The sequence below is a fragment of the Streptomyces sp. NPDC005794 genome (assembly GCF_042871445.1).
GTDB lineage: Bacteria > Actinomycetota > Actinomycetes > Streptomycetales > Streptomycetaceae > Streptomyces.
The window spans coordinates 97164-118251 of the sequence record NZ_JBIAIN010000021.1 but is presented as its reverse complement, the minus strand read 5'-3'; the positions used below and the strand labels follow the sequence as shown (position 1 = coordinate 118251).

Annotated in this window: 19 protein-coding genes and 3 tRNA genes; 8 read left to right on the top strand and 14 right to left on the bottom strand. The window is 70.1% G+C overall.

What is annotated here, in order from left to right:
- Positions 1-246: 246 nt before the first annotated feature.
- Both bldC and ACFYQ5_RS29110 read right to left on the bottom strand, forming a co-directional pair.
- Positions 247-453, bottom strand: coding sequence for a developmental transcriptional regulator BldC (bldC, locus tag ACFYQ5_RS29115; RefSeq protein ID WP_003949541.1), 207 nt, complete (start codon positions 451-453; stop codon positions 247-249).
- Positions 454-1111: 658 nt separating this feature from the next.
- The gene (locus ACFYQ5_RS29110; protein WP_389201819.1) at positions 1112-1972 is read right to left on the bottom strand and encodes a hypothetical protein; all 861 of its coding nucleotides are present in this window, start codon (positions 1970-1972) and stop codon (positions 1112-1114) included.
- A gap of 176 nt (positions 1973-2148) precedes the next feature.
- Between ACFYQ5_RS29110 and ACFYQ5_RS29105 the strand changes: the two genes are divergently transcribed.
- Positions 2149-3231 (top strand): Leu/Phe/Val dehydrogenase, encoded by a 1083-nt coding sequence (locus tag ACFYQ5_RS29105; protein ID WP_389201817.1) that lies wholly within the window; start codon positions 2149-2151, stop codon positions 3229-3231.
- A gap of 345 nt (positions 3232-3576) precedes the next feature.
- Positions 3577-3834, top strand: a complete 258-nt coding sequence (locus ACFYQ5_RS29100) for a DUF3073 domain-containing protein (protein ID WP_389201815.1) — start codon at positions 3577-3579, stop codon at positions 3832-3834.
- A gap of 149 nt (positions 3835-3983) precedes the next feature.
- Here the strand turns inward: ACFYQ5_RS29100 and purM are convergent, their stop codons facing one another.
- The 9 genes from purM to purS form a co-directional block, all read right to left on the bottom strand.
- Complete coding sequence (gene purM / locus ACFYQ5_RS29095) at positions 3984-5057, bottom strand: phosphoribosylformylglycinamidine cyclo-ligase (protein ID WP_389201813.1); 1074 nt, start codon at positions 5055-5057, stop codon at positions 3984-3986.
- Between the two features lie 60 nt (positions 5058-5117).
- Positions 5118-6644, bottom strand: a complete 1527-nt coding sequence (gene purF / locus ACFYQ5_RS29090; protein WP_389201811.1) for an amidophosphoribosyltransferase — start codon at positions 6642-6644, stop codon at positions 5118-5120.
- A 439-nt stretch (positions 6645-7083) separates the two neighbouring features.
- A complete protein-coding gene (locus tag ACFYQ5_RS29085) occupies positions 7084-7917 on the bottom strand; it encodes an META domain-containing protein (protein ID WP_389201809.1) in 834 nt (277 codons plus the stop codon).
- Positions 7918-7969: 52 nt separating this feature from the next.
- Entirely contained in the window at positions 7970-8773 is an 804-nt protein-coding gene (locus ACFYQ5_RS29080; protein WP_389201807.1) for a sterol carrier family protein, read from the bottom strand.
- Between the two features lie 10 nt (positions 8774-8783).
- Positions 8784-9209, bottom strand: a complete 426-nt coding sequence (locus tag ACFYQ5_RS29075) for a hypothetical protein (protein WP_389201805.1) — start codon at positions 9207-9209, stop codon at positions 8784-8786.
- A 32-nt stretch (positions 9210-9241) separates the two neighbouring features.
- Complete coding sequence (locus tag ACFYQ5_RS29070) at positions 9242-9766, bottom strand: ArsR/SmtB family transcription factor (protein ID WP_389201804.1); 525 nt, start codon at positions 9764-9766, stop codon at positions 9242-9244.
- A gap of 107 nt (positions 9767-9873) precedes the next feature.
- Entirely contained in the window at positions 9874-12123 is a 2250-nt protein-coding gene (purL, locus tag ACFYQ5_RS29065; protein ID WP_389201802.1) for a phosphoribosylformylglycinamidine synthase subunit PurL, read from the bottom strand.
- Positions 12120-12800 carry a phosphoribosylformylglycinamidine synthase subunit PurQ gene (gene purQ, locus ACFYQ5_RS29060; RefSeq protein WP_389201801.1) on the bottom strand — a complete coding sequence of 227 codons (681 nt, stop codon included), beginning with the start codon at positions 12798-12800 and terminating at the stop codon, positions 12120-12122. Before purQ ends, purL begins: the two co-directional genes overlap by 4 nt.
- Positions 12797-13048 carry a phosphoribosylformylglycinamidine synthase subunit PurS gene (purS, locus tag ACFYQ5_RS29055; RefSeq protein WP_033296931.1) on the bottom strand — a complete coding sequence of 84 codons (252 nt, stop codon included), beginning with the start codon at positions 13046-13048 and terminating at the stop codon, positions 12797-12799. The genes purQ and purS overlap by 4 nt, the downstream gene beginning before the upstream one ends.
- 407 nt (positions 13049-13455) lie before the next feature.
- Here purS and ACFYQ5_RS29050 point away from each other — a divergent pair, with 407 nt between their 5' ends.
- The 6 genes from ACFYQ5_RS29050 to ACFYQ5_RS29025 all read left to right on the top strand — a co-directional run bounded on the left by ACFYQ5_RS29050 (position 13456) and on the right by ACFYQ5_RS29025 (position 16370).
- Positions 13456-13791 (top strand): Lsr2 family protein, encoded by a 336-nt coding sequence (locus ACFYQ5_RS29050; protein ID WP_389201800.1) that lies wholly within the window; start codon positions 13456-13458, stop codon positions 13789-13791.
- Positions 13792-13944: 153 nt separating this feature from the next.
- Positions 13945-14016 (top strand) — tRNA-Gly (locus tag ACFYQ5_RS29045).
- Between the two features lie 79 nt (positions 14017-14095).
- Positions 14096-14168, top strand: a tRNA-Gly gene (locus ACFYQ5_RS29040).
- 224 nt (positions 14169-14392) lie between these two features.
- Positions 14393-15652, top strand: coding sequence for a sensor histidine kinase (locus tag ACFYQ5_RS29035; protein ID WP_389201798.1), 1260 nt, complete (start codon positions 14393-14395; stop codon positions 15650-15652).
- Positions 15649-16272 (top strand): response regulator, encoded by a 624-nt coding sequence (locus tag ACFYQ5_RS29030; protein WP_389201796.1) that lies wholly within the window; start codon positions 15649-15651, stop codon positions 16270-16272. The genes ACFYQ5_RS29035 and ACFYQ5_RS29030 overlap by 4 nt, the downstream gene beginning before the upstream one ends.
- Positions 16273-16294: 22 nt before the next feature.
- Positions 16295-16370, top strand: a tRNA-Gly gene (locus tag ACFYQ5_RS29025).
- A 41-nt stretch (positions 16371-16411) separates the two neighbouring features.
- Here the strand turns inward: ACFYQ5_RS29025 and ACFYQ5_RS29020 are convergent.
- The 3 genes from ACFYQ5_RS29020 to ACFYQ5_RS29010 form a co-directional block, all read right to left on the bottom strand.
- A complete protein-coding gene (locus tag ACFYQ5_RS29020) occupies positions 16412-17338 on the bottom strand; it encodes a phosphoribosylaminoimidazolesuccinocarboxamide synthase (RefSeq protein WP_389201876.1) in 927 nt (308 codons plus the stop codon).
- Positions 17339-17453: 115 nt separating this feature from the next.
- Positions 17454-18917, bottom strand: coding sequence for a N,N-dimethylformamidase beta subunit family domain-containing protein (locus tag ACFYQ5_RS29015; protein WP_389201794.1), 1464 nt, complete (start codon positions 18915-18917; stop codon positions 17454-17456).
- Positions 18918-19137: 220 nt separating this feature from the next.
- Positions 19138-20883: a hypothetical protein gene (locus tag ACFYQ5_RS29010; RefSeq protein WP_389201792.1), complete on the bottom strand. Its 1746-nt coding sequence runs from the start codon at positions 20881-20883 to the stop codon at positions 19138-19140.
- Between the last annotated feature and the right edge of the window lie 205 nt (positions 20884-21088).

The window sequence follows — 21088 nt, the reverse complement described above, 5'->3', positions numbered from 1 at the left end:
CCCACAAACCGACCCGTCGGCAGGTTCGGGCAGACGCTCGGGCCGCTGAGCACCTTCGGGCTCCTTCAGGCACAAAAAAGATCGCGCTGGACCCGGCGGAGTCCAGCGCGATCGAACGACGTACCCGCATGTCACAGGCATGGCACCCGTTGGGGCGGGCACCCGTCATGTGGAGCTATGAATGGGGACACCGGGGGTTGGGGAACCCTTCAGCGCCCTGTTGTGGCTGCGGCGACAGGGGGTGTGTCAGGCCTCGCTGCGCTGCTGCGGAATACCCGCAAGCAGTGCGCGGACCTCTGCCTCGCGGTACCGGCGATGCCCACCGAGCGTGCGGATGGACGTGAGCTTGCCAGCCTTTGCCCAACGGGTGACCGTCTTCGGGTCCACGCGGAACATCGTGGCAACCTCAGCCGGGGTCAGCAGCGGCTCGGCATCAGGGGTGCGAGCGGTCATGAGCGGCCTCCTCGGGAGAACCGAACCATCTCGGTTCTTTCCTCTAAATTCTGCACCTTGACCCGCGTTGCCCGAAATGGCGGACGCAGGCCGAGTCGGTTATAGGACGAACGGCTTGTCTTCGGCACTACAACTACACCATCCGTCCAGCCACGTCGGCCAAACCGATGGAATTGCCCTCCCAGGTGCCCATCAGCGACGGAAGCCGATGGACCATGCCATAGCGGACAGTCACGCCCCGGTGACGATCAGTCACAGGACAACCGGGAGTCATCAGAAGTCGTCAGACCCCCCATGGCGTGCAATACAAAGCATTCCGCCCGTAGTTGGGCGAACGGAGTCCTCCCCGGACTCCTTGTCCTATTTTGGCATGAGGAGTAGGGAAGGGCGCAAGGGCCCCGTTAGTGCTATCCATCACGCTTGAGGCAAAGGCCCGGTTCGGGACATAGGTCCCGACCTCATGAGCGCCTTCCCGCCCCACCTGTCGCACGCGTCACACTCGACGAGGGTTCACGGCCCGCCAGTTGCCCTCATGGCATCTTCGTTCACCTCCGCCGGGCTCTCCGGCGCCCGGGGATGTCGGACACCTCACAGGATGTCTCTTCCCTGCGGATAGCACCTCTATGCGGCGGTGCGTTCCCATTCACACCGCTTCGCGCTAGTTGGAGGATTGTAGGTCACGCACGGCTCGCCAGCGGTCGGCGAGACGCCCGTACGCGACACCCGCCGCATCGCTGTCCCCGGAGCGCAGCGCCGCGATGCCCTCGGCCACATCCGCGGCCGACCGGTCCGCGGCGAGCTGCTCGCCGCTCAGCGCGTGGACCAGGCCGCCGTAATCCAGCTCGACCATGGCGCGCGGGTGGAACTCCTCCAGCCAGCGCCCCACCTCCACGAGCCCCTCGGTCAGCGGGCCTTCGTCGACGGTCTCCCGCAACGTCCGCAGCGCCCTCGCCAGCCTGCGCCGCGCCTGCACCATCGGGGTCCGGTAACGCAGCAGCCGGCCACCGTCGGCGCCGACGGCGCCGTCCGTGCCGCCGGTCACGTACTCCCGCTCCTCGTCGTCGAACAGGACGAACCAGCGCACCGGCACATGCCACACCGTGGTCCGGATCCAGGGGCGGGCGTCCGGGTTCCGCTCGGCCCACCGCTCGTGGTCCGCCGCCGCCTGCCCCCGCACCACCGGGGGCAGCACCGCGTCCAGCACAGTGGCCGGAAACAGACCCCCCAGTTCACTCAAGGCCAGCCAGCCACGCATCCGGGTCCGCCACGGGCAGACGCAGACCACCCCGTCGACCACCGCGACGAAGGCGTCCGCGCTCTCGTGCACCGGCACCGCCACCGGAGGGGTGGAGACCAAGCCCGCCAGCGAGCGCCGCAGTTCGTCCTGGGCCGTGGGGAGGGCGGAACGCCGCGCGTAACGCGTCCAGTGGCCCCGTTCGGGTTCACGGAAGGCGGCGAGCGGCTCGTACACCCGCAGGTAGGACGCGTAAGGGACGAGCACCGAAGACACCACCGACATGCGGTAAATCGTGTCACGCCGGTACTCCACAGGGGGGTGATCCCGGTCAGGGGAACAGATCTACGGGTCACGAGGACTTACGCTCTTGCCCATCGGACCGGCCGGCGTCGGTCGGTCCGGGGCCCTCCCCACCTGCAGGGGGGTCTCCCGCCGCTTCGTACTTGGGAGTCACCACAGTGACCGATGTGACCAACGGCGTCCTGCACACCCTGTTCCGCTCGGATCAGGGAGGCCACGAGCAAGTCGTGATCTGCCAGGACCGTGCCAGCGGCCTCAAAGCCGTGATCGCCCTCCACTCCACCGCCCTGGGCCCGGCCCTCGGCGGGACGCGCTTCTATCCGTACGCCTCCGAGGAGGAGGCCGTCGCGGACGCGCTGAACCTCTCGCGCGGCATGTCGTACAAGAACGCCATGGCCGGCCTCGACCACGGCGGCGGCAAGGCCGTCATCATCGGCGATCCCGACCGGATCAAGTCCGAGGAACTTCTCCTGGCCTACGGCAGGTTCGTGGCCTCGCTCGGCGGACGCTATGTGACTGCCTGTGATGTCGGCACGTACGTCGCCGACATGGACGTCGTCGCCCGGGAGTGCCGCTGGACCACCGGCCGCTCCCCCGAGAACGGCGGCGCGGGCGACTCCTCCGTACTCACCGCGTTCGGTGTCTTCCAGGGCATGCGGGCCTCCGCGCAGCACCTGTGGGGGGACCCCACGCTGCGCGGCCGCAAGGTCGGTGTCGCCGGCGTCGGAAAGGTCGGCCACCACCTGGTCGAGCACCTGCTGAGCGACGGTGCCGAAGTCGTCGTGACGGATGTGCGCGAGGAGTCCGTACGCCGGATCACCGAGCTGCACCCCGAGGTCTCCGTGGCCGTGGACACGGACGCGCTGATCCGCACCGAGGGGCTGGACATCTACGCCCCGTGCGCGCTCGGCGGTGCGCTGAACGACGCGAGCGTTCCCGTGCTCACCGCCAAGGTGGTGTGCGGCGCGGCCAACAACCAGCTCGCCCACACGGGAATCGAGAAGGACCTTGCCGACCGATCGATTCTGTACGCACCGGACTACGTGGTGAACGCCGGTGGCGTGATCCAGGTCGCCGACGAACTCCACGGTTTCGACTTCGACCGGTGCAAGGCGAAGGCCACGAAGATCTTCGACACCACGCTGGCCATATTCGCACGTGCGAAGGCCGACGGAATCCCGCCGGCCGCGGCGGCCGACCGGATCGCCGAACGGCGGATGGCGGACGCCCGCCGTCACTGACGCGTCGTCGCGCGTCAGCTCTCCGTCACCGGTTCCGTGAGGAAAACCCGGTGACGGAGGCCACGCCGGGAGCGGGAGAAGGACGGCGGGCACGGGGGAGACAAGACTCACTCCGGTCGGCGGGTCGGCCGTCCACAAGAGGTTAAAATCGGGGTTGACCAGCGAGGACGGGCTCCTCCGTGGTCCTGCGCGGAGGCGCGTGACGCGGGCGGCGTACCGTATGGCCGAGGAAGCAGGTACGGTTAAAGCCACGGGCGCGGTCTCTCTGCTGAGAGTCCGTCCTGAAACATGAACGCGTGTCAAGACTCTGGGGCCGTCGAGCCCCGTCACCGAGGGGGTCGAGCCATGGGGCGCGGCCGGGCAAAGGCCAAGCAGACCAAGGTCGCCCGCCAGCTGAAGTACAGCAGCGGCGGGACTGACCTGTCGCGTCTGGCCAATGAGCTGGGCGCATCGCCTTCGAGTCAACCACCGAACGCCGAGCCGTTCGAGGACGACGACGAGGAAGATGACCCGTACGCACAGTACGCGGATCTGTACAACGACAACGAGGACGCGGACGAGGACGACCAGTCCGGTCCGTCGTCACAGCGCCGCGGCGCTTGACCTCGCGCTGACACATCAACCCGGTCCGGGCCTGCCCGGACCGGGTTTTGTGCTGTACCGGTCCGGAGGGATGCGGCACCCTCGGGTGCGGCCGAAGGGCGACACCGCCCGTCGGTCCGGTGGAGTGCCGGACCGACGGGTGAAGCGTCCTAGCGCGCGTAGTCGCCGGTCAGCTCGGCGCCCGTGGCGTGGTCACCGCGCTCGGTGATCTCGCCGGCGACCCAGGAGTCGACACCCCGGTCGGCCAGCGTCGTCAGAGCCGCGTCCACCGAGTCCGCCGGGACGATCGCGATCATGCCGACACCCATGTTGAGCGTCTTCTCCAGCTCCAGCCGCTCGACCTTGCCGGCCTTGCCGACCAGGTCGAAGACGGCACCCGGAGTCCAGGTGGACCGGTCGACCGTGGCGTGCAGCCCGTCCGGGATCACCCGGGCCAGGTTGTTGGCCAGGCCACCCCCCGTGACGTGGCTGAAGCCGTGCACCTCGGTGGTGCGGGTCAGCGCCAGGCAGTCCAGGGAGTAGATCCTCGTGGGCTCCAGGAGCTCCTCGCCGAGCGTCCTGCCGAACTCCTCGACCTGGCGGTCCAGGGTCCAGCCGGCCCGGTCGAAGACCACGTGGCGGACGAGCGAGTACCCGTTCGAGTGAAGACCGGACGACGCCATCGCGATCACGGCGTCACCCTTACGGATACGGTCCGGGCCCAGCAGCAGGTCGGCCTCGACCACGCCCGTACCGGCGCCCGCGACGTCGAAGTCGTCCGGGCCCAGCAGGCCCGGGTGCTCCGCCGTCTCCCCGCCGACCAGTGCGCAGCCCGCCAGGACGCAGCCTTCGGCGATGCCCTTCACGATGGCCGCGACACGCTCGGGATGCACCTTGCCGACACAGATGTAGTCGGTCATGAACAGCGGTTCCGCGCCACAGACGACCAGGTCGTCGACGACCATGCCGACGAGGTCGTGACCGATGGTGTCGTACACACCCATCTGCCGGGCCAGATCGACCTTCGTGCCGACGCCGTCGGTGGCGGAGGCGAGCAGCGGGCGCTCGTAACGCTTGAGCGCCGAGGCGTCGAAGAGGCCGGCGAAACCGCCGAGGCCGCCGAGGCCCGCGACCTCGGGACGCTGCGTCTTCTTCACCCACTCCTTCATCAGCTCGACGGCGCGGTCACCGGCTTCGATGTCGACGCCCGCCGCAGCGTAGGAAGCACCTGTTGTCTCAGACATTGCCCGGGATCTTTCGTGTGGGAATACGGGGCTGGTGGGGAAGCAGCCGGTCGGTCCGGATCACGGACGACGCAGCGCGTCGGCCGCCGCGGTCGCGGCGGGGCCGGCCGCCAGCTCGGTCTCCAGCAGCTGCTTGCCGAGCAGCTCCGGGTCCGGAAGCTCCATCGGGTATTCGCCGTCGAAGCAGGCGCGGCACAGATTCGGCTTGGCGATCGTCGTTGCCTCGACCATCGCGTCGAGCGAGATGTACGCGAGGGAGTCGGCACCCATGGAGGTGGCGATCTCGTCGACGGACATGCCGTTGGCGATCAGCTCGGCGCGCGTCGCGAAGTCGATGCCGAAGAAGCAGGGCCACTTCACGGGCGGGGAGGAGATCCGGATGTGGATCTCGGCGGCGCCCGCCTCGCGGAGCATCCTGACCAGGGCACGCTGGGTGTTGCCGCGGACGATCGAGTCGTCGACGACCACCAGGCGCTTGCCCTTGATGACTTCCTTGAGCGGATTGAGCTTGAGACGGATACCCAGCTGGCGGATGGTCTGCGAGGGCTGGATGAAGGTCCGGCCGACATAGGCGTTCTTGACCAGTCCCGCACCGAACGGAATTCCGCTCGCCTCGGCGTAGCCGATGGCCGCGGGGGTTCCCGATTCGGGTGTCGCTATGACCAGATCGGCCTCGGCGGGGGCCTCGGCCGCAAGCTTCCGGCCCATCTCGACCCGGGAGAGGTAGACGTTCCGCCCGGCGATGTCGGTGTCGGGGCGGGCCAGATAGACGTACTCGAAGACGCAGCCCTTGGGCTTCGCTTCTGCGAAGCGGGAGCTGCGGAGGCCGTTCTCGTCGATCGCGACGAGCTCGCCCGCCTCGATCTCGCGGACGAAGCTGGCACCGCAGATGTCGAGGGCGGCGGACTCGGAGGCCACCACCCAGCCGCGCTCGAGCCGGCCGAGGACCAGAGGACGGATGCCCTGCGGGTCGCGGGCGGCGTAGAGGGTGTGCTCGTCCATGAAGACGAGCGAGAAGGCGCCCTTGACCTCGGGGAGCACCTTCGCGGCTGCCTCCTCGACGGTGAGCGGCTTGTCGTCGTCGTCCCGCTGGCCGGCGAGCAGCGCGGTCACCAGGTCGGTGTCGTTGGTCGCCGCGACCTGGGTGGCACGGCCGTCCTTGCGGGGGAGGTCGGCGACCATCTCGGCGAGCTGGGCCGTGTTGACCAGGTTTCCGTTGTGACCCAGGGCGATCGAGCCGTGCGCGGTGGCACGGAACGTCGGCTGCGCGTTCTCCCACACCGAGGCACCGGTGGTGGAGTAACGGGCATGACCGACCGCGATATGGCCCTGGAGCGATCCCAGAGACGTTTCGTCGAAGACCTGCGAGACCAGTCCCATGTCTTTGAAGACCAGGATCTGGGACCCGTTGCTCACTGCGATGCCCGCGGACTCCTGTCCACGGTGCTGCAGGGCATACAGTCCGAAATAGGTGAGCTTGGCGACCTCTTCGCCGGGAGCCCAGACACCGAAGACGCCGCAAGCGTCCTGGGGGCCTTTCTCTCCGGGGAGCAGGTCGTGGTTGAGTCGTCCATCACCACGAGGCACACCACCGAGTGTAGGCGAGATCGACCACCGGTCCGAATTGGGTGACCCCCTGGCAGGGGCTGCCGACGGGACTGCGGGGCGCTCCCCACGGGGGCCCGGGCGGGGGTCGGGCGACTACTCCGGGTGATCGCGGCGGCGCCTCCGCTCCTCCCCCGGAGGGCCCTGCAGCGGCCGACACCCGGGGCAGGCGGCGGTTACCGGCAGGTCCGGCAATTCAGCGGCTCCGCGCCGCGATCGCCCCGCTCGTGGCGCTCGGTGAACCGGGGCGGCCGGCAAGGCGAGTGGTGACCGAACGCTCGTTTCGTGGTGAGCCTCACACCGGGCGACCGCGACGGAAGCCGTGCGGGCCACTCCGGACGTCCTCATGGCCGGGCCCGGCCACTCGGGCCGGCCCCGGAAGCACCGAGTGATACCGGTGCATTCGGGACAGCCCGGCCGGTCAGCCCTTGGCCGCCGGGGCGGACGCGACGAGCCCCTTGCCGCTCTTCCCCTCGATCGACAGCGAGCGGTGATCGATCTCGTACGTCGTCTTCCCCGCCAGCACACCGAGCAGCGCACGCTCCAGCTCCATCTCGGAACCCGGGCACATCTTCCGGGTGGAGGTGAGCGGGCCGAAGGTGAGGGTGGAGCCGGAGACCGCCGCCTTGCCGTGGAAGGAGTTGCAGCCGAGGTTCCCCTCCACCGAGCCGCCCTCGCCGAAGGTGAGGTGCGCCTTGTCCTGCGCACCGGACGGCAGGGAGGTGGTGCCACTGCCCGATGTCAGGCCGGACACCTTCCAGGCGGTGCCGGTCAGCGGGGCCGGGGGCTCGGAGGTGAGGGCGATGGAATCGCCCTCCGCAGTGGTCAGGGTCAGGGTCTTCGCGTCGCTCCGGCCCGCCACGGCGGCCGTGAGTTCGCCGCTGAAGGCCCCGCCCATCGCCTTCTCGAACTGCTGGACATCCTTCTCGCACCCCATCTCGGTGGTCGTGCCCGGCCCGACGGTGACCTTGTCGCCCTCCGTACGGACATCGGCGGTGAAGCGGTTGCAGCCCAGATTGCCCGTGGCCTTCCCCGCGGAGTCGATCTCGACGTGCGCGCCGGCGGGGGCGGTGGTCTTCTTCCCGCCGACGGTCAGGGAGGCCACGTTCCAGTGGACACCGGTCACGGATGGTCCGGTCCGTACGGTGCCGCTGCCGTCCCCGGAGCCTCCGGATTCCCCGGAACCCGCTCCGGAGGAGCCCGACTCCGTACCGCAGGCGGCAAGGGTGAGGAGGGTCAGGACGCTGACAGCCATACGTTGTTTGCGCATGGCCCTGGGACGGATCGAGTAGCCGATCCGGTTCCCCTCAGCCCATCAGCGGCAGCAGCGGGGCCAGGTCGGCCCGCTCACCACTGGCGGTGACCTGCGCCGCGTCGAGGGCCTCCGCCCACCGCGTACGTCCGGTGGCCAGCCGGATCCAGGTGAGCGGGTCCGTCTCCACGACGTTGGGCGGCGTGCCCCGGGTGTGCTTCGGGCCTCCGATGCACTGGACGACGGCGAAGGGCGGGACGCGCACCTCGACGGAACCGCCGGGCGCCTTGTCCGCGAGCGCGTCGGCGAGCAGCCGGGTGCAGGCGGCGAGCGCCTGGCGGTCGTAGCCGACCGAGAGGCCGGCCGCGCGGTTCAGGTCGTCGGTGTGCACGACGAGTTCGACGGTGCGGGTGACCAGGAAGTCGCCCAGCCGCATCGTGCCCGCCCGGGTCGGCAGCAGCCGGTCGCCGGCGTCGGAAGGCACCAGCTCCGCGAACCGGGCCGCCGTCTCCTCGTACAGCGCGTCGAGGTCGGTCCGGGCCGCGGCGAGATCCCGGGCGTGGTCGGCGATCCCCGCGGCGTTCCCGGCGGTGGAGAACGGCCACTCCAGCAGGGCGGTCTCCGGCTTGGGCCCGCCGGGCGGCGCCGGCAGTTCCATGGCCCTGCTGACCCGCTCCAGCGCCGTCGTCATGTGGGCCACGAGTTCCCTGACGGTCCACTCCCCCAGTCCGGACGGGCCGGCCAGCTGGTCCGCCGTCAGCGCGGCCACCGTCTCCCGGACACGGTCGAACTGGGCCAGGACCGCGATGCGGGTCCGGCTGAGGTCGTAGGCGCGCGGGCGCTTCTTGGCCGGGGGCATAGGGGCGAGACTAACCGGCGCCTGTGACAACGCGCGCCCACCGTACGGGCGCTCGACCCCGTGCGAACTCCGAGGCCTCGGGCCACAGCCGGCGGAAGGGCGGACGGCTGCCTTCCTCGGGTTCGGCGAGGATGTCGACCGCGTGCTCCTGCCCGTAGGCGCGCGCGCCACGGCTCGGCACCTTGTCGGCCGGGCTGTGGACGGCGGACCGGCGGCCCGCCACGGGCGGCCTCACCTCCACAGCGGGCCGGGGGGCCGTCATGCCCGCGCCGCCGGAGCGGCTCAGCGCGGAGCCGGTGACGAGAGCCACCGCGGCGGGCAGGAACACCGAGGCGAACGGGTCCAGCGGTCCCGTGGGGACGGTGACCACCACCAGTGCGACAAAGACGATCCAGCAGCAGCGGTACAGGACCATCGCGGCTCTGCGTACGGGCATGACGGCGCCCTCGTTCGTGTCGGTCCGGCTCCTCAGGGCCGGGCGGCCGTGAGCATGACCAGCAGCGGCACGACCCGAGCACCGGGCACCTCGTAGCGCCCGCGCCCCTTCGTGTGCAGCCAGCCCGCGGCGGTGAGCAGGCGCAGATGGTGGTAGATCTGGCCGGTCGTGCCCGTCGCGTCCAGCCCGGCCAGCTCGGCAGCCGTACGCCGGCCCGCGAGGATCTCGCGGAGCAGCCGCAGCCGTACCGGATGGCCGAGCGCCGCCAGGGGTTCGGCGGCATCCGCCCAGTCGGGGCGGTCCTCGTCGGTCCCCAGGAGACCTGCGGTGAGCGCGCCGTACTGCCACTCGTGCCGCTCGCCTGCGGGCAGCTTCACCGCGCCCGTGAACAGCACCCCGCCGTCGGCTGCCGCCTCCCCGACCTGTGCGAGCTGGTCCTTCAGCCCGTCCAGCGCCCAGAAGTCGCCCTCGCCCAAGCTCGGTTGCCCGCCGCCCGCCGCCCGCTCCAGCGCCGCCATGCGGCGCTCCAGCTCGGCGACGCGTTCCTCAAGCTCCACAGAACACAACCTTACGTAATTACGTAACATGCATCAACAGTTTCCGGTGAGAACGCCGAAGCCCCCGTCCGGTAGACCCGGACGGGGGCTTCGGTACGGGCAGAAACTTAGGCGAACAGACCCGTCAGAGTCCCCTCGTGCGCCGTGCGCAGCTCGCTCAGCGGGATGCTGAACTCGCCCTGGATCTCGATCTCCTCGCCGTCGACGACACCGATCCGGGTCACGGGCAGTCCCCGCGCCCCGCACATGTCGTTGAAGCGGAGCTCCTCGCTGCGCGGGACCGAGACGACCGCGCGGCCGGCCGACTCCGAGAACAGGAAGGTGAACGCGTCCACGCCCTCCGGAACGACCAGCCGGGCACCCTTCCCGCCACGCAGGCAGGACTCGGTGACCGCCTGGATCAGACCGCCGTCGGAGAGGTCGTGCGCCGCGTCGATCATGCCGTCGCGGGAGGCCGAGATCAGGATCTCGCCGAGCAGCTTCTCGCGGCCCAGGTCGACCTTGGGCGGCATGCCGCCCAGGTGCTGGTGGATGACCTCGGACCATGCCGAGCCGCCGAACTCCTCGCGGGTCTCGCCCAGGAGGTAGAGCAGCTGGCCCTCTTCGGCGAAGGCGACCGGCGTACGCCGGGTGACGTCGTCGATCACACCGAGCACCGCCACGACCGGCGTCGGGTGGATCGCCGTCTCACCGGTCTGGTTGTACAGCGACACGTTGCCGCCGGTGACCGGGGTGCCGAGCTCCAGACAGCCGTCCGCGAGACCACGGGTGGCCTCGGCGAACTGCCACATGACGTCCGGGTCCTCGGGAGAACCGAAGTTCAGGCAGTCGGAGATGGCGAGCGGCTTGGCGCCGGAGGCGGCGACGTTGCGGTAGGACTCGGCCAGCGCGAGCTGCGCGCCGGTGTACGGGTCGAGCTTGGCGTAACGGCCGTTGCCGTCGGTCGCCATGGCCACGCCCAGGTTCGACTCCTCGTCGATCCGGACCATGCCGGCGTCCTCGGGCATCGCCAGCACGGTGTTGCCCTGCACGAAGCGGTCGTACTGGTCGGTGATCCAGGACTTGGACGCCTGGTTCGGGGAGCTGACCAGTTTGAGGACCTGCTCGCGCAGCTCCGCGCCGTTCGCCGGACGGGCCAGCTTGCCGGCGTCGTCGGCCTGCAGCGCGTCCTGCCAGGAGGGACGGGCGAACGGACGGTGATAGGTCGGGCCCTCGTGGGCGACGGACCGCGGCGGTACGTCCACGATCTGCTCACCGTGCCAGAAGATCTCCAGCTGCGAGCCTTCGGTCACCTCACCGATGACGGTGGCGATGACGTCCCACTTCTCGCAGATCTCCATGAAGCGGTCCACGTGCTGCGGCTCGACGATCGCGCACATGCGCTCCTGCGACTCGCTCATGAGGATTTCCTCGGGCGAGAGGGAGGAGTCACGCAGCGGCACGGTGTCCAGCTCGACGCGCATACCGCCGGAGCCCGCGGAGGCCAGCTCGCTCGTGGCGCAGGAGAGCCCGGCGCCGCCGAGGTCCTGGATGCCCGCGACGAGCTTCTCCTTGAAGATCTCCAGGGTGCACTCGATGAGGAGCTTCTCCTGGAACGGGTCGCCGACCTGGACGGCCGGCCGCTTGGTGGGCTTGGTGTCGTCGAAGGTCTCCGAGGCCAGCACGGAGACGCCGCCGATGCCGTCGCCGCCGGTGCGGGCGCCGTAAAGGATCACCTTGTTGCCGGGGCCGGAGGCCTGGGCGAGGTGGATGTCCTCGTGCTTCATCACGCCGATGCAGCCGGCGTTGACGAGCGGGTTGCCCTGGTAGCAGGCGTCGAAGACGACCTCGCCGCCGATGTTCGGCAGGCCGAGACAGTTCCCGTATCCGCCGATGCCCGCGACGATGCCCGGCAGGACCCGCCGGGTGTCGGGGTGGTCGGCCGCACCGAAGCGCAGCGGGTCGACGACCGCGATCGGACGGGCACCCATGGCGAGGATGTCGCGGACGATGCCGCCGACGCCGGTGGCCGCGCCCTGGTAGGGCTCGATGTACGAGGGGTGGTTGTGCGACTCGACCTTGAAGGTGACCGCGTACCCCTGGCCGACGTCGACCACACCGGCGTTCTCGCCGATGCCGACGAGCATGGCGTCGTTGTCGGGGACCTTCTCGCCGAACTGCTTGAGGTGGACCTTGCTGCTCTTGTACGAGCAGTGCTCGGACCACATCACGGAGTACATGGCGAGCTCGGCGCCGGTGGGACGGCGGCCCAGGATCTCGCGGATCCGGGCGTACTCGTCCTCCTTGAGGCCGAGATCCTTCCAGGGCTGCCCGGCGTCCGGGGTTTCGGCCGCGTGCTTGACCGTGTCCAGGCTCATGCGTTGACCAGCTTCTTGATGATCGAGGTGAAGAAACCCAGGCCGTCGGTGCGACCGGTGCCGATCAGCGGCTCGACGGCGTGCTCCGGGTGCGGCATCAGACCGACGACGTTGCCCGCGGCATTGGTGATGCCGGCGATGTCGCGCAGCGAGCCGTTCGGGTTGACGTCGGCGTAGCGGAAGGCGACGCGGCCCTCGGCCTCCAGCTCGTCGAGCGTGTGCTCGTCGGCGGTGTACCGGCCGTCCACGTTCTTCAGCGGTACGGAGATCTCCTGGCCCGCGGTGTAGTCCGAGGTCCAGGCGGTCTCCGCGTTCTCCACCCGCAGCTTCTGGTCGCGGCAGATGAAGTGGAGGTGGTTGTTGCGCAGCATCGCGCCGGGCAGCAGGTGTGCCTCGGTCAGGATCTGGAAGCCGTTGCAGATGCCGAGGACCGGCATGCCGGCCTTCGCCTGCTCGATGACGGTCTCCATGACCGGCGAGAAACGCGAGATGGCGCCGGCGCGCAGATAGTCGCCGTAACTGAATCCGCCCGCCAGGATGACGGCGTCGACCTGGTGGAGGTCCTTGTCACGGTGCCAGAGGGATACGGGTTCGGCACCCGCGATCCGCACGGCCCGCAGGCTGTCCTGGTCGTCGAGCGTGCCGGGAAAAGTGACGACTCCGATACGGGTGGTCACTTCTCCTCCTCCACCTTGACGGTGAAGTCCTCGATGACGGTGTTGGCGAGGAACGTCTCGGCCATCTCGTTAATACGGGCGAGGGCGGCATCGTCGACCGGCCCCTCGACCTCGAGCTCGAAACGCTTTCCCTGACGAACGTCCGCGATTCCGTCGAAGCCGAGACGGGGCAGTGCGCGCTGCACAGCCTGTCCCTGCGGGTCGAGGATCTCCGGCTTGAGCATGACGTCGACTACGACGCGTGCCACTGGCACTCCCGGTGGTGTGGTGCGGCTGTGTCTCCGAGGGGTTCCCCAGATCCCCGCGGGTCCTCTCAGCGTACCTGGCCTGAAATTCTACGCGGGTAGATATCACCGGGGCCGATCACGGACAGATATCGGAGGCGACAACACCCGGGAAAAATCCCGGGAAAAATCTTCACCCGGATTGCACGCGGACACACGGAGGCAACACGCGGACGCAACCCACGGATGCAACACGCGGATGTAATTGGCCGGGCTTCACAATGCGGCTCCTTCCGCTGTACAAATGAATAGCGGGAAACCACGATTGCCCCGGAACAGTCGACAGCAGTCGATCCGCATCCGCCCAGCCGCCGGAAGGCCGGCATCAGCGCACGTCAGCGCGACGGTGCCGAAGGAAAGGACCGATATCCGTGGCTCAGCGCGTAGTAGTTACGTTCTCCGACGACATCGACGGGGGAGAAGCGGCGGAAACGGTCACCTTCGCCCTGGACGGGAAGTCGTACGAGATCGACCTCAATCCCACCAATGCAAAGAAACTGCGTAAGACACTCGCCCCGTACGTAGCGGCCGGCCGAAAGCAGACAAATACCGGCAAGCGCGGCAAGCCTCCCATGTCGTACCACCACACGTCGCTCGCACCGGACCCCGCGGCCGTGCGCGCCTGGGCCCGCTCGCACCGCATGGAGGTGCCGGCCCGCGGCCGGATCCCCAAGAAGGTCTACGAGGCGTTCAGCGCGGCCAGTTGAGAGCATCGCCCGGAATGTTCCATTCCGCTTCGATGCCCTCCGGAACCCCGGAGCCGCACCTCGGGAAGCCGACTTGCACAACACCCCTGCAGGTCGGCTAGAGTCTGGAGCACGCCGAAGGGCAAGGCCGAAAAGCCGGGTCCGACGCAGCGTGCGGGTGTAGTTCAGTAGTAGAACATCCCCCTTCCAGGGGGAAGGCGCAGTGTGCAATTCCTGTCACCCGCTCTGCACTGCCTTACCGGACCACTGAGTGGATCGGGTAGAGTAGTGAGCGCTCCACCGGTGAAAGCCGAGTGGTGGCATTGCGGACGTAGCTCAGTTGGTAGAGCGCAACCTTGCCAAGGTTGAGGTCGCCAGTTCGAACCTGGTCGTCCGCTCTTGGTTCAAAGGCCCCGGTCGATCTCGACCGGGGCCTTTGACGTTCCCGGATATCCTACGCATGACGTTTGTCATGCACAGTGATGACAACGCGCATTGCTCACGACCGCGAACCGGCTGAAGACTTGATCCATGACCGGCGCGGGTTTTCCCGTCCGGAACCGAATGGTTCCGGACGGGACCCGCGCAGCTGAGGTCCACGGAGGCAGGGGGAGCGGGAACCGTGTGGGTACGAGCACAGGTGCGCAGGTGGCAGAGGCGCGAGGGGTTCGACAAGATCGATCTCTACACGCGCGGGACCCTGCACTCCACGGTCTGGGGGGCGGTCCTGTGCGTGGTGCTCCTGTCGGTGACACGCCCGGTGCGGCACTCGGACGCGCCTGCCGTCCTGATCGCCCTCACGGTCCTGACCGCGATCGCGCAGGGCCTCTGTTCGGCGCCACTGGTCGCCCGGGCTCTCGACAGCTACCTCGGCCGCGGGGCCGTCGCACGACGGCTGGTCGTCCTCGCGGCCGTCCTGTCCGTGGCGAACGCGGCAGGCCTGCTGACACTCGGCGGCTACGTCGGCACCGAGACGTTTCCCGAGCTGCAGCTCGCCCTGGGGGCGGTGGCGTGGCCGTTCCTGACGCCTTTCGTCCTCGCCGTACCGGTGTGGGCGTCCGGTCCGGCCATCGCGGCGATCGCGGCCGGCATGAGCGGCGGTGCCTTGCTGGCCGGGGCCACCGGGTCCTTCGCCCTGACCACGTTGGCGGGGGTGGGCTTCAGCAGTGCGCTGCTCTCCGGCACCGTACGCCTCTCCGCCTGGACGCTCGGGATCATGCAGAAGCTACGGGACGCCCAGGACGTGGAGACCCGGCTTGCGGTCGCCGAGGAACGGCTGCGGTTCGGGCGGGACCTGCACGACGTCCTGGGCCGGAATCTGGCGGTGATCGCGCTGAAGAGCGAGCTCGCGGTCGAGCTGGGGCAGCGCGGAAAGCCCACGGCGATGGACCAGATGGTCGAGGTGCAGCGCATAGCGCGCGCCTCCCAGCAGGAGGTCCGCGACGTCGTGCGGGGATACCGGGAGGCCGACCTGAGTACGGAACTGCTGGGCGCCCAGGGCGTCTTGAGGGCGGCGGGGATCGAATGCACCGTCCACGGCGACGGCGCGCGGCTCCCCGCCCCGGTGCAGTCGGTGCTCGGCTGGGCCGTACGCGAGGCGGCCACCAACGTCCTGCGGCACGGCGATCCCCAGCGGTGTGCCATCCGGCTGGAGGCCGCACGGGACGGCGTCCGGCTCCTGGTGGAGAACGACGGCGTGACACCGGACGAGGCCGTCGTCTCCGGTGGTGGCTCAGGGCTCCACGGACTCCGGGAACGGCTGGCAGCGGTCGGTGGTTCGCTGGACGCGGGACCGACGGGTGACGGCATGTTCCACCTGGCCGCGGCCGTCCCGCTGCCCGCACCACGGAGTGCCGCTCCCTCCCCACTGGAGAACGGATGACCGCCGCGACGGACCCCGTCCGCGTCCTGCTCGCCGACGACGAGCACCTGATCCGGGGCGCGCTGGCCGCGCTCCTCGCGCTGGAGGACGACATCGTCCTCGTCGCCGAGGCGGCGACCGGACCGGAGGCGCTCGCCATGGCCATGGCGCACCGGCCCGATGTAGCCGTCCTGGACCTGGAGATGCCGGGCGCGGACGGTGTGAAGGTCGCCACATCCCTGCGGACCGGACTGCCCGGCTGCCGGACCATGATCGTGACCAGTCACGGCAGGCCGGGGACTCTGAGACGAGCCCTGGAAGCGGGCGTCCGGGCGTTCGTCCCGAAGACGGTCAGCGCCCGGCGGCTGGCCGAGATCATCCGTACCGTGCACGCCGGAAACCGCTATGTGGACCCGGAGTTGGCGGCCGACGCGATCGCCGCCGGGGACTCCCCGCTGACCGCCCGGGAGGCCGAGGTGCTGGAGCTGGCGGCGGACGGGGCACCGGTCGCGGAGATCGCGGAGCGGGCGTCGCTGTCCCAGGGGACGGTGCGCAACTACCTCTCGGCCGCCGTCTCCAAGCTCGGTGCGGAGAACCGTCATGCGGCAGTGCGTCTCGCACGCGAGCGAGGTTGGGTATAGTAGGCATCGCACTTCGGCGCATGCGGACGTAGCTCAGTTGGTAGAGCGCAACCTTGCCAAGGTTGAGGTCGCCAGTTCGAACCTGGTCGTCCGCTCCATGTAAGAAGGCCCCGGTCCTCGCGACCGGGGCCTTCTTCCGTTACATCCCCTGGGCCGGCCAGCTCGTGCCCGTCAGGAGCTCGTACGCGTCCAGGTACTTGGCCCGGGTCGCGTCGACGATGTCCTGCGGCAGCGGCGGGGGCGGCTGTTCGCTGTGCCGGTCCCAGCCGGAGGCCGGTGAGGTCAGCCAGTCGCGCACGAACTGCTTGTCGTACGAAGGCTGAGCCCTGCCCGGCTCCCAGCTCTCGGCCGGCCAGAAGCGGGAGGAGTCGGGCGTCAGCACCTCGTCCGCGAGGATCAGCTCCTCGCCGCCGTCCGCGGTGGGCGCGAAGCCGAACTCGAACTTCGTGTCGGCGAGGATGATCCCCCGCTCACGGGCGATGTCCCGGGCGCGGCCGTAGACGTCGAGCGTCGTCCGGCGCAGCACGGCCGCCGTCTCGGGGCCGACCTCGCGGGCGACCTCCTCGTACGAGATGTTCTCGTCGTGGTCACCGACCGCTGCCTTCGCGGCCGGGGTGAAGATCGGCCCCGGGAGCTCGGAACCGTCGACGAGGCCTTCGGGAAGACCGAGACCGCAGACCGTACGGGTCGCGTCGTACTCGACCAGACCGGAGCCCGTCAGATAGCCGCGCGCCACGCACTCGACCTGGACCATCCGCAGCGAGCGGCAGATCAGGGTGCGGCCGGCCCAGTCGGCGGGCGCCCCGGCGGGGAGCTCCGTCGACAGCACATGGTTGGGGACGAGATCGGCGAGCTGGTCGAACCACCACAGCGACAGCTGGGTGAGGACGCGCCCCTTGTCCGGGATCTCGGTGGGCAGGACCCAGTCGTACGCGGAGATGCGGTCACTGGCGACCATCACGAGGTCGCCCGCCTCGTTCCGGTACAGGTCGCGCACCTTGCCGGTGTGCAGATGGGTGAGCCCGGGCACCTGCACAGGCTCGGGCTTTTCTACGAAACCGGACACGCTGCCTCCGCGTAGGTTGATCCAGGAGTCGTTCCGATTGTCCCGCATGCGAAGGAGCCGTGCCGCCAGGGGTCGTCCCGTGGACACGGGGCGCCTCCCTCGGCGGCGCGGCCCCTCAGTCCCGCTTGCAGATCCGGTCGAGCAGATTGGCCGTGGTCCGCTGGATACGGGAGTCGACATGACCCGGGCGGTCCAGAGCCGGGGACCACGCGAAGGTGCCGGAGGCGAAGACGAGCGCGCCCGACGGAGCGCGGTACAGCGAGGTCTCCTGGTGCCGGGTGGCCCCCTCGCTGTCCGCGTACGGGGAATGCGCGAGCAGCATGCGGCTCTCGTGCTCGGGCAGCGACGTGCGCGGGAAGTAGCGGTCGGCCTCGCCGGCGACCAGCCCCTCGATCTCGTCGCCCTCGGCCGCGCCGGTGGCTTCCCAGAGCCAGTGGCCGGCATTCCGTACGACCAGCGGGTGGGGCTCGGGGACCCGGCCCGCGTACTGGATGCCGAGCAGCTGCTGCTCGGGGCGGTCGATCTCGCGCCACAGCGCGGACTTCCCCGGCCCGCGACGCTTGCGGCAGGTGAGCAGGCGGTCGGGTACGCCGGAAGGTGACGGCCCCAGGCCGACCTGCCAGTACAGGGTGTTGGCCGAGAGGAAGACGAGCGAGGTGCCCGTGTCCCGGGCGAGCTCCACGGTACGGCGCATCGGCACCGACCAGTACTCGTCGTGGCCGGGGAAGACCAGGCCCCGGTATCGGCTGGGGTCCACGCGGCCGGCGTGCAGGTCGCGGGCGTCGGCGTACGCGAGGTCGTAGCCGTAACGCTCGGCCCAGCGGATGAAGTCGTAGGCGTGGCCCACGTGGAGAGGCAGACCTGCGCCCGCGTAGGGGCGGTCGAAGGAGATGGTGACGGCGGCGTCCCCCTCTCCCAGCAGCCGGCCCTCCTCGTCCCAGGCGTGGTAGAGACTCGCGCCGGTGCGACCGTCCTCCGGATAGAGGTTGTACGCCTGCCAGGTGATGTCGGGGAGCAGGAGCAGCAGGTCGGCCGGGTGGTCGTCGCGGACCGTGAAGGGGACGTGCGAGCGGTGGCCGTCGGCGGTGGTGAGCACGGCGACGTAGGCGCCGACCGACCAGTAGCTGGGGATCTGAAGTCGCCAGGAGAGCCACCAGTGATGGCAGGAGACCGTCCGGTCGGCGGTCATGGGTGCCGGCTGGACGATGCCGGAGAGGCGCGGGCTGGTGGTGATCTTGGCGGCGCCGTCACCCGCGTAATGCCCGATGCGGTAGACGTCGACGGAGAACTGCTGGGGCGGGTCCACGGTGATGTGGAAGTCGATCGCCTCGCCGGGCGCCGCGGCACCGGGGGACACGAACCCCTTGATCTGCCGGCGCACGTCGTCGGCCGTACGGGTGCCGCCGCCGGATCCGCCGCGGCCGAGGTCGGGGTCGGCGTACCAGGGGACGACCTGTCCGGTGTCGTCGAAGTAGTTCTCGCTGCCGCGCAGCCAGGGCAGCGGGCCCTGCCCGAAGGGGTCGCTCACGGCATGCGCGAGGGCACCCGATTCCCATCGCCGGATCTGCTCCGCCCCCATCCCGCTCCCCTCCCTCGTCCCCCGAGACATCCGGTGGCGCCGGATGCCGGCGCCGTGCTCAGCACATCACATTACGCAGGCACTCCGTCACCGTTCGTCGCGAATCGATGGCAACAAAGCCCGATCTTCTGCGTATTGAGAGGACATTTAGGTTATTTCCGCCATCTAAGTGGACGGACGACCGTTCAACTCGCGCCTCCTCGCGGCGCAGGCGCATCGTTCAGCCCAGGCGTACGGGCTTGTCGGTGCGCACCCCCACCGCGGTGAGCCACGAGAGCAGCGGCTCCGCATCGCCGTCCTCGACGAGGCTCAGCACGGGGGCACCGAGGTCCGACCTCCGTCCGCCGTCGACCAGCAGCGCGGGGCCGTCGAGCCAGTCGAGCCCGGGTGCGGCCCCCGCCGTGTCCACGGCGGCGCAGCAGACCATCGCCACGACGTGGTCGGCGAGCAGCTCCGTGCCCGTACGCGGCGGCTGGAGAGGGAAGAGCGGGAGCGGGACAGGCCCCCACAGGTCGAGGGGGTCGGTGCCGGTCCCGGCCGCGGTGCCGTCCGCCAGGGCGCCGCTCGCGCCGGGCGGGGTGCGCGGGGCCGCCTTCTCCTCGTCACGGGCGACGGCGGCACCGATCCCGGCCGCGAGCGCCTCGCTGTTGGCGCCCGGCGTGGCGAGGTGGTCGATCACACGCGCCAGCGTGGGCACCGCCGAGCCGTCAGCCGCCACCGTGTCCGGCGCCGGGTCCGGCGCCCCCACGGAGACGCTGGTGGCCACTCCCATGGCATCGAGCACCCGGTGCAGGCGGGCGGCCTCCAAACGCCATTTCCGGTCCACGACCTCTTGCGGATACTGCTGCCAGTCGACCGGGGACCAGCCGGGTCCGGTCTTCGCCGGCCCGCCGTGGAACAGGCGCGCGGCCAGCAGCGAGGCAGCCTCGTCGGCCGCGCCGGGCTCCTCGATCAGATCGCAGGCGGGGCGCTCCCCCAGCCGCGAGGTGAAGCCCCCGGCCAGGCGGTCGCGCCGGGAGAGCTCCGTGAGCGCGGAGACGACCCCGGCGTCGAGCCGGGAGGGCCAGCGCCCCATCCGCCAGGCGGGCAGCGCGACCCGGGTCAGCAGCCGGTCCCAGCCCGCGTAGGCCAGGCCGACCTGCTCCTGGGCCACGATCCGCAGCCCGTAGTCCACCTCCTGGGCACGCCCCGACGCGGCAGCGGCGACCCCGCGCTCCATCTCTGCCGCGTGACCGCGACAGCCACGCAGCAGCACTCTGGAGACCCACCCCACGAAGACGGCGGGAATCCTGCGTACGAGCCCGTGTCCGGGCACCTCGGCGTCGGCGACCGCGGCGTCCAGGCCACGGACGAAACGGCGGGCGGCGGCTATGTCGGGGTGCGCGGACGGCCCGGTGCCCGCGACGACCGGGGCCAGCAGCGCCCGTAGTTCGGCGACCCGCATCCACCACAGGAAGGGAGAACCGATCACCAGCACCGGTGGGGCGGGGACACGGCGGCCCCTCCGGGCCCGCGCCATGCCTTTGAGGTCCTTCGCCCCCGGCTGGGCGGCGGGGTGCGTACGGTCCTCCAGCCAGCTGTCGCAGTCCGGGGTCAGCGCTATGGCCGACGGCGCCGGGACGTCGAGCCGGTCCGCGAGGTCCCGGACCAGACGGTAGAGATCGGGGGCGGCGGCCTCGGTGAGAGGCACGGTGGGACTGACCGCGGGCCTCGCGCGCGCCACCACCACGGCGACCGCCGCGGCGAGCAGCAGGACCACGACGGCGCAGGCCGCCACCGCCCAGCTGACGGTGGACCACACTCCTGGGCCGACGCGCCCCTGGGCGCCCGCGACGAGCAGCACGACGGCCGCGCCCGCCGGCAGGATCGCCAGGGCTGTGGCTCTGCTGCGGATGCGCAGCAGAGCCACAGCCCTGGCCCGCGCTGCGTGCGCACCCAGCTCCTCAACCGAACCGGTACCGGACACGGCTGGACGTCACCCCCTCTGCCCCCGCGACGGTGTTGGTCACTCCCCCACTGTGGCACCCGTCACTGACATCGCAATGCCGGTGGGCCAAGTGCCGGAACGCTTGCGCCGCACCCTAGTTGGGCCCTCGGCGGGCGTCATCCGGATGGCCGAGTCGTCACCCGATGGAATGGCTTTGGGTAAAGCTGCTGACGTGCCGGTGTCC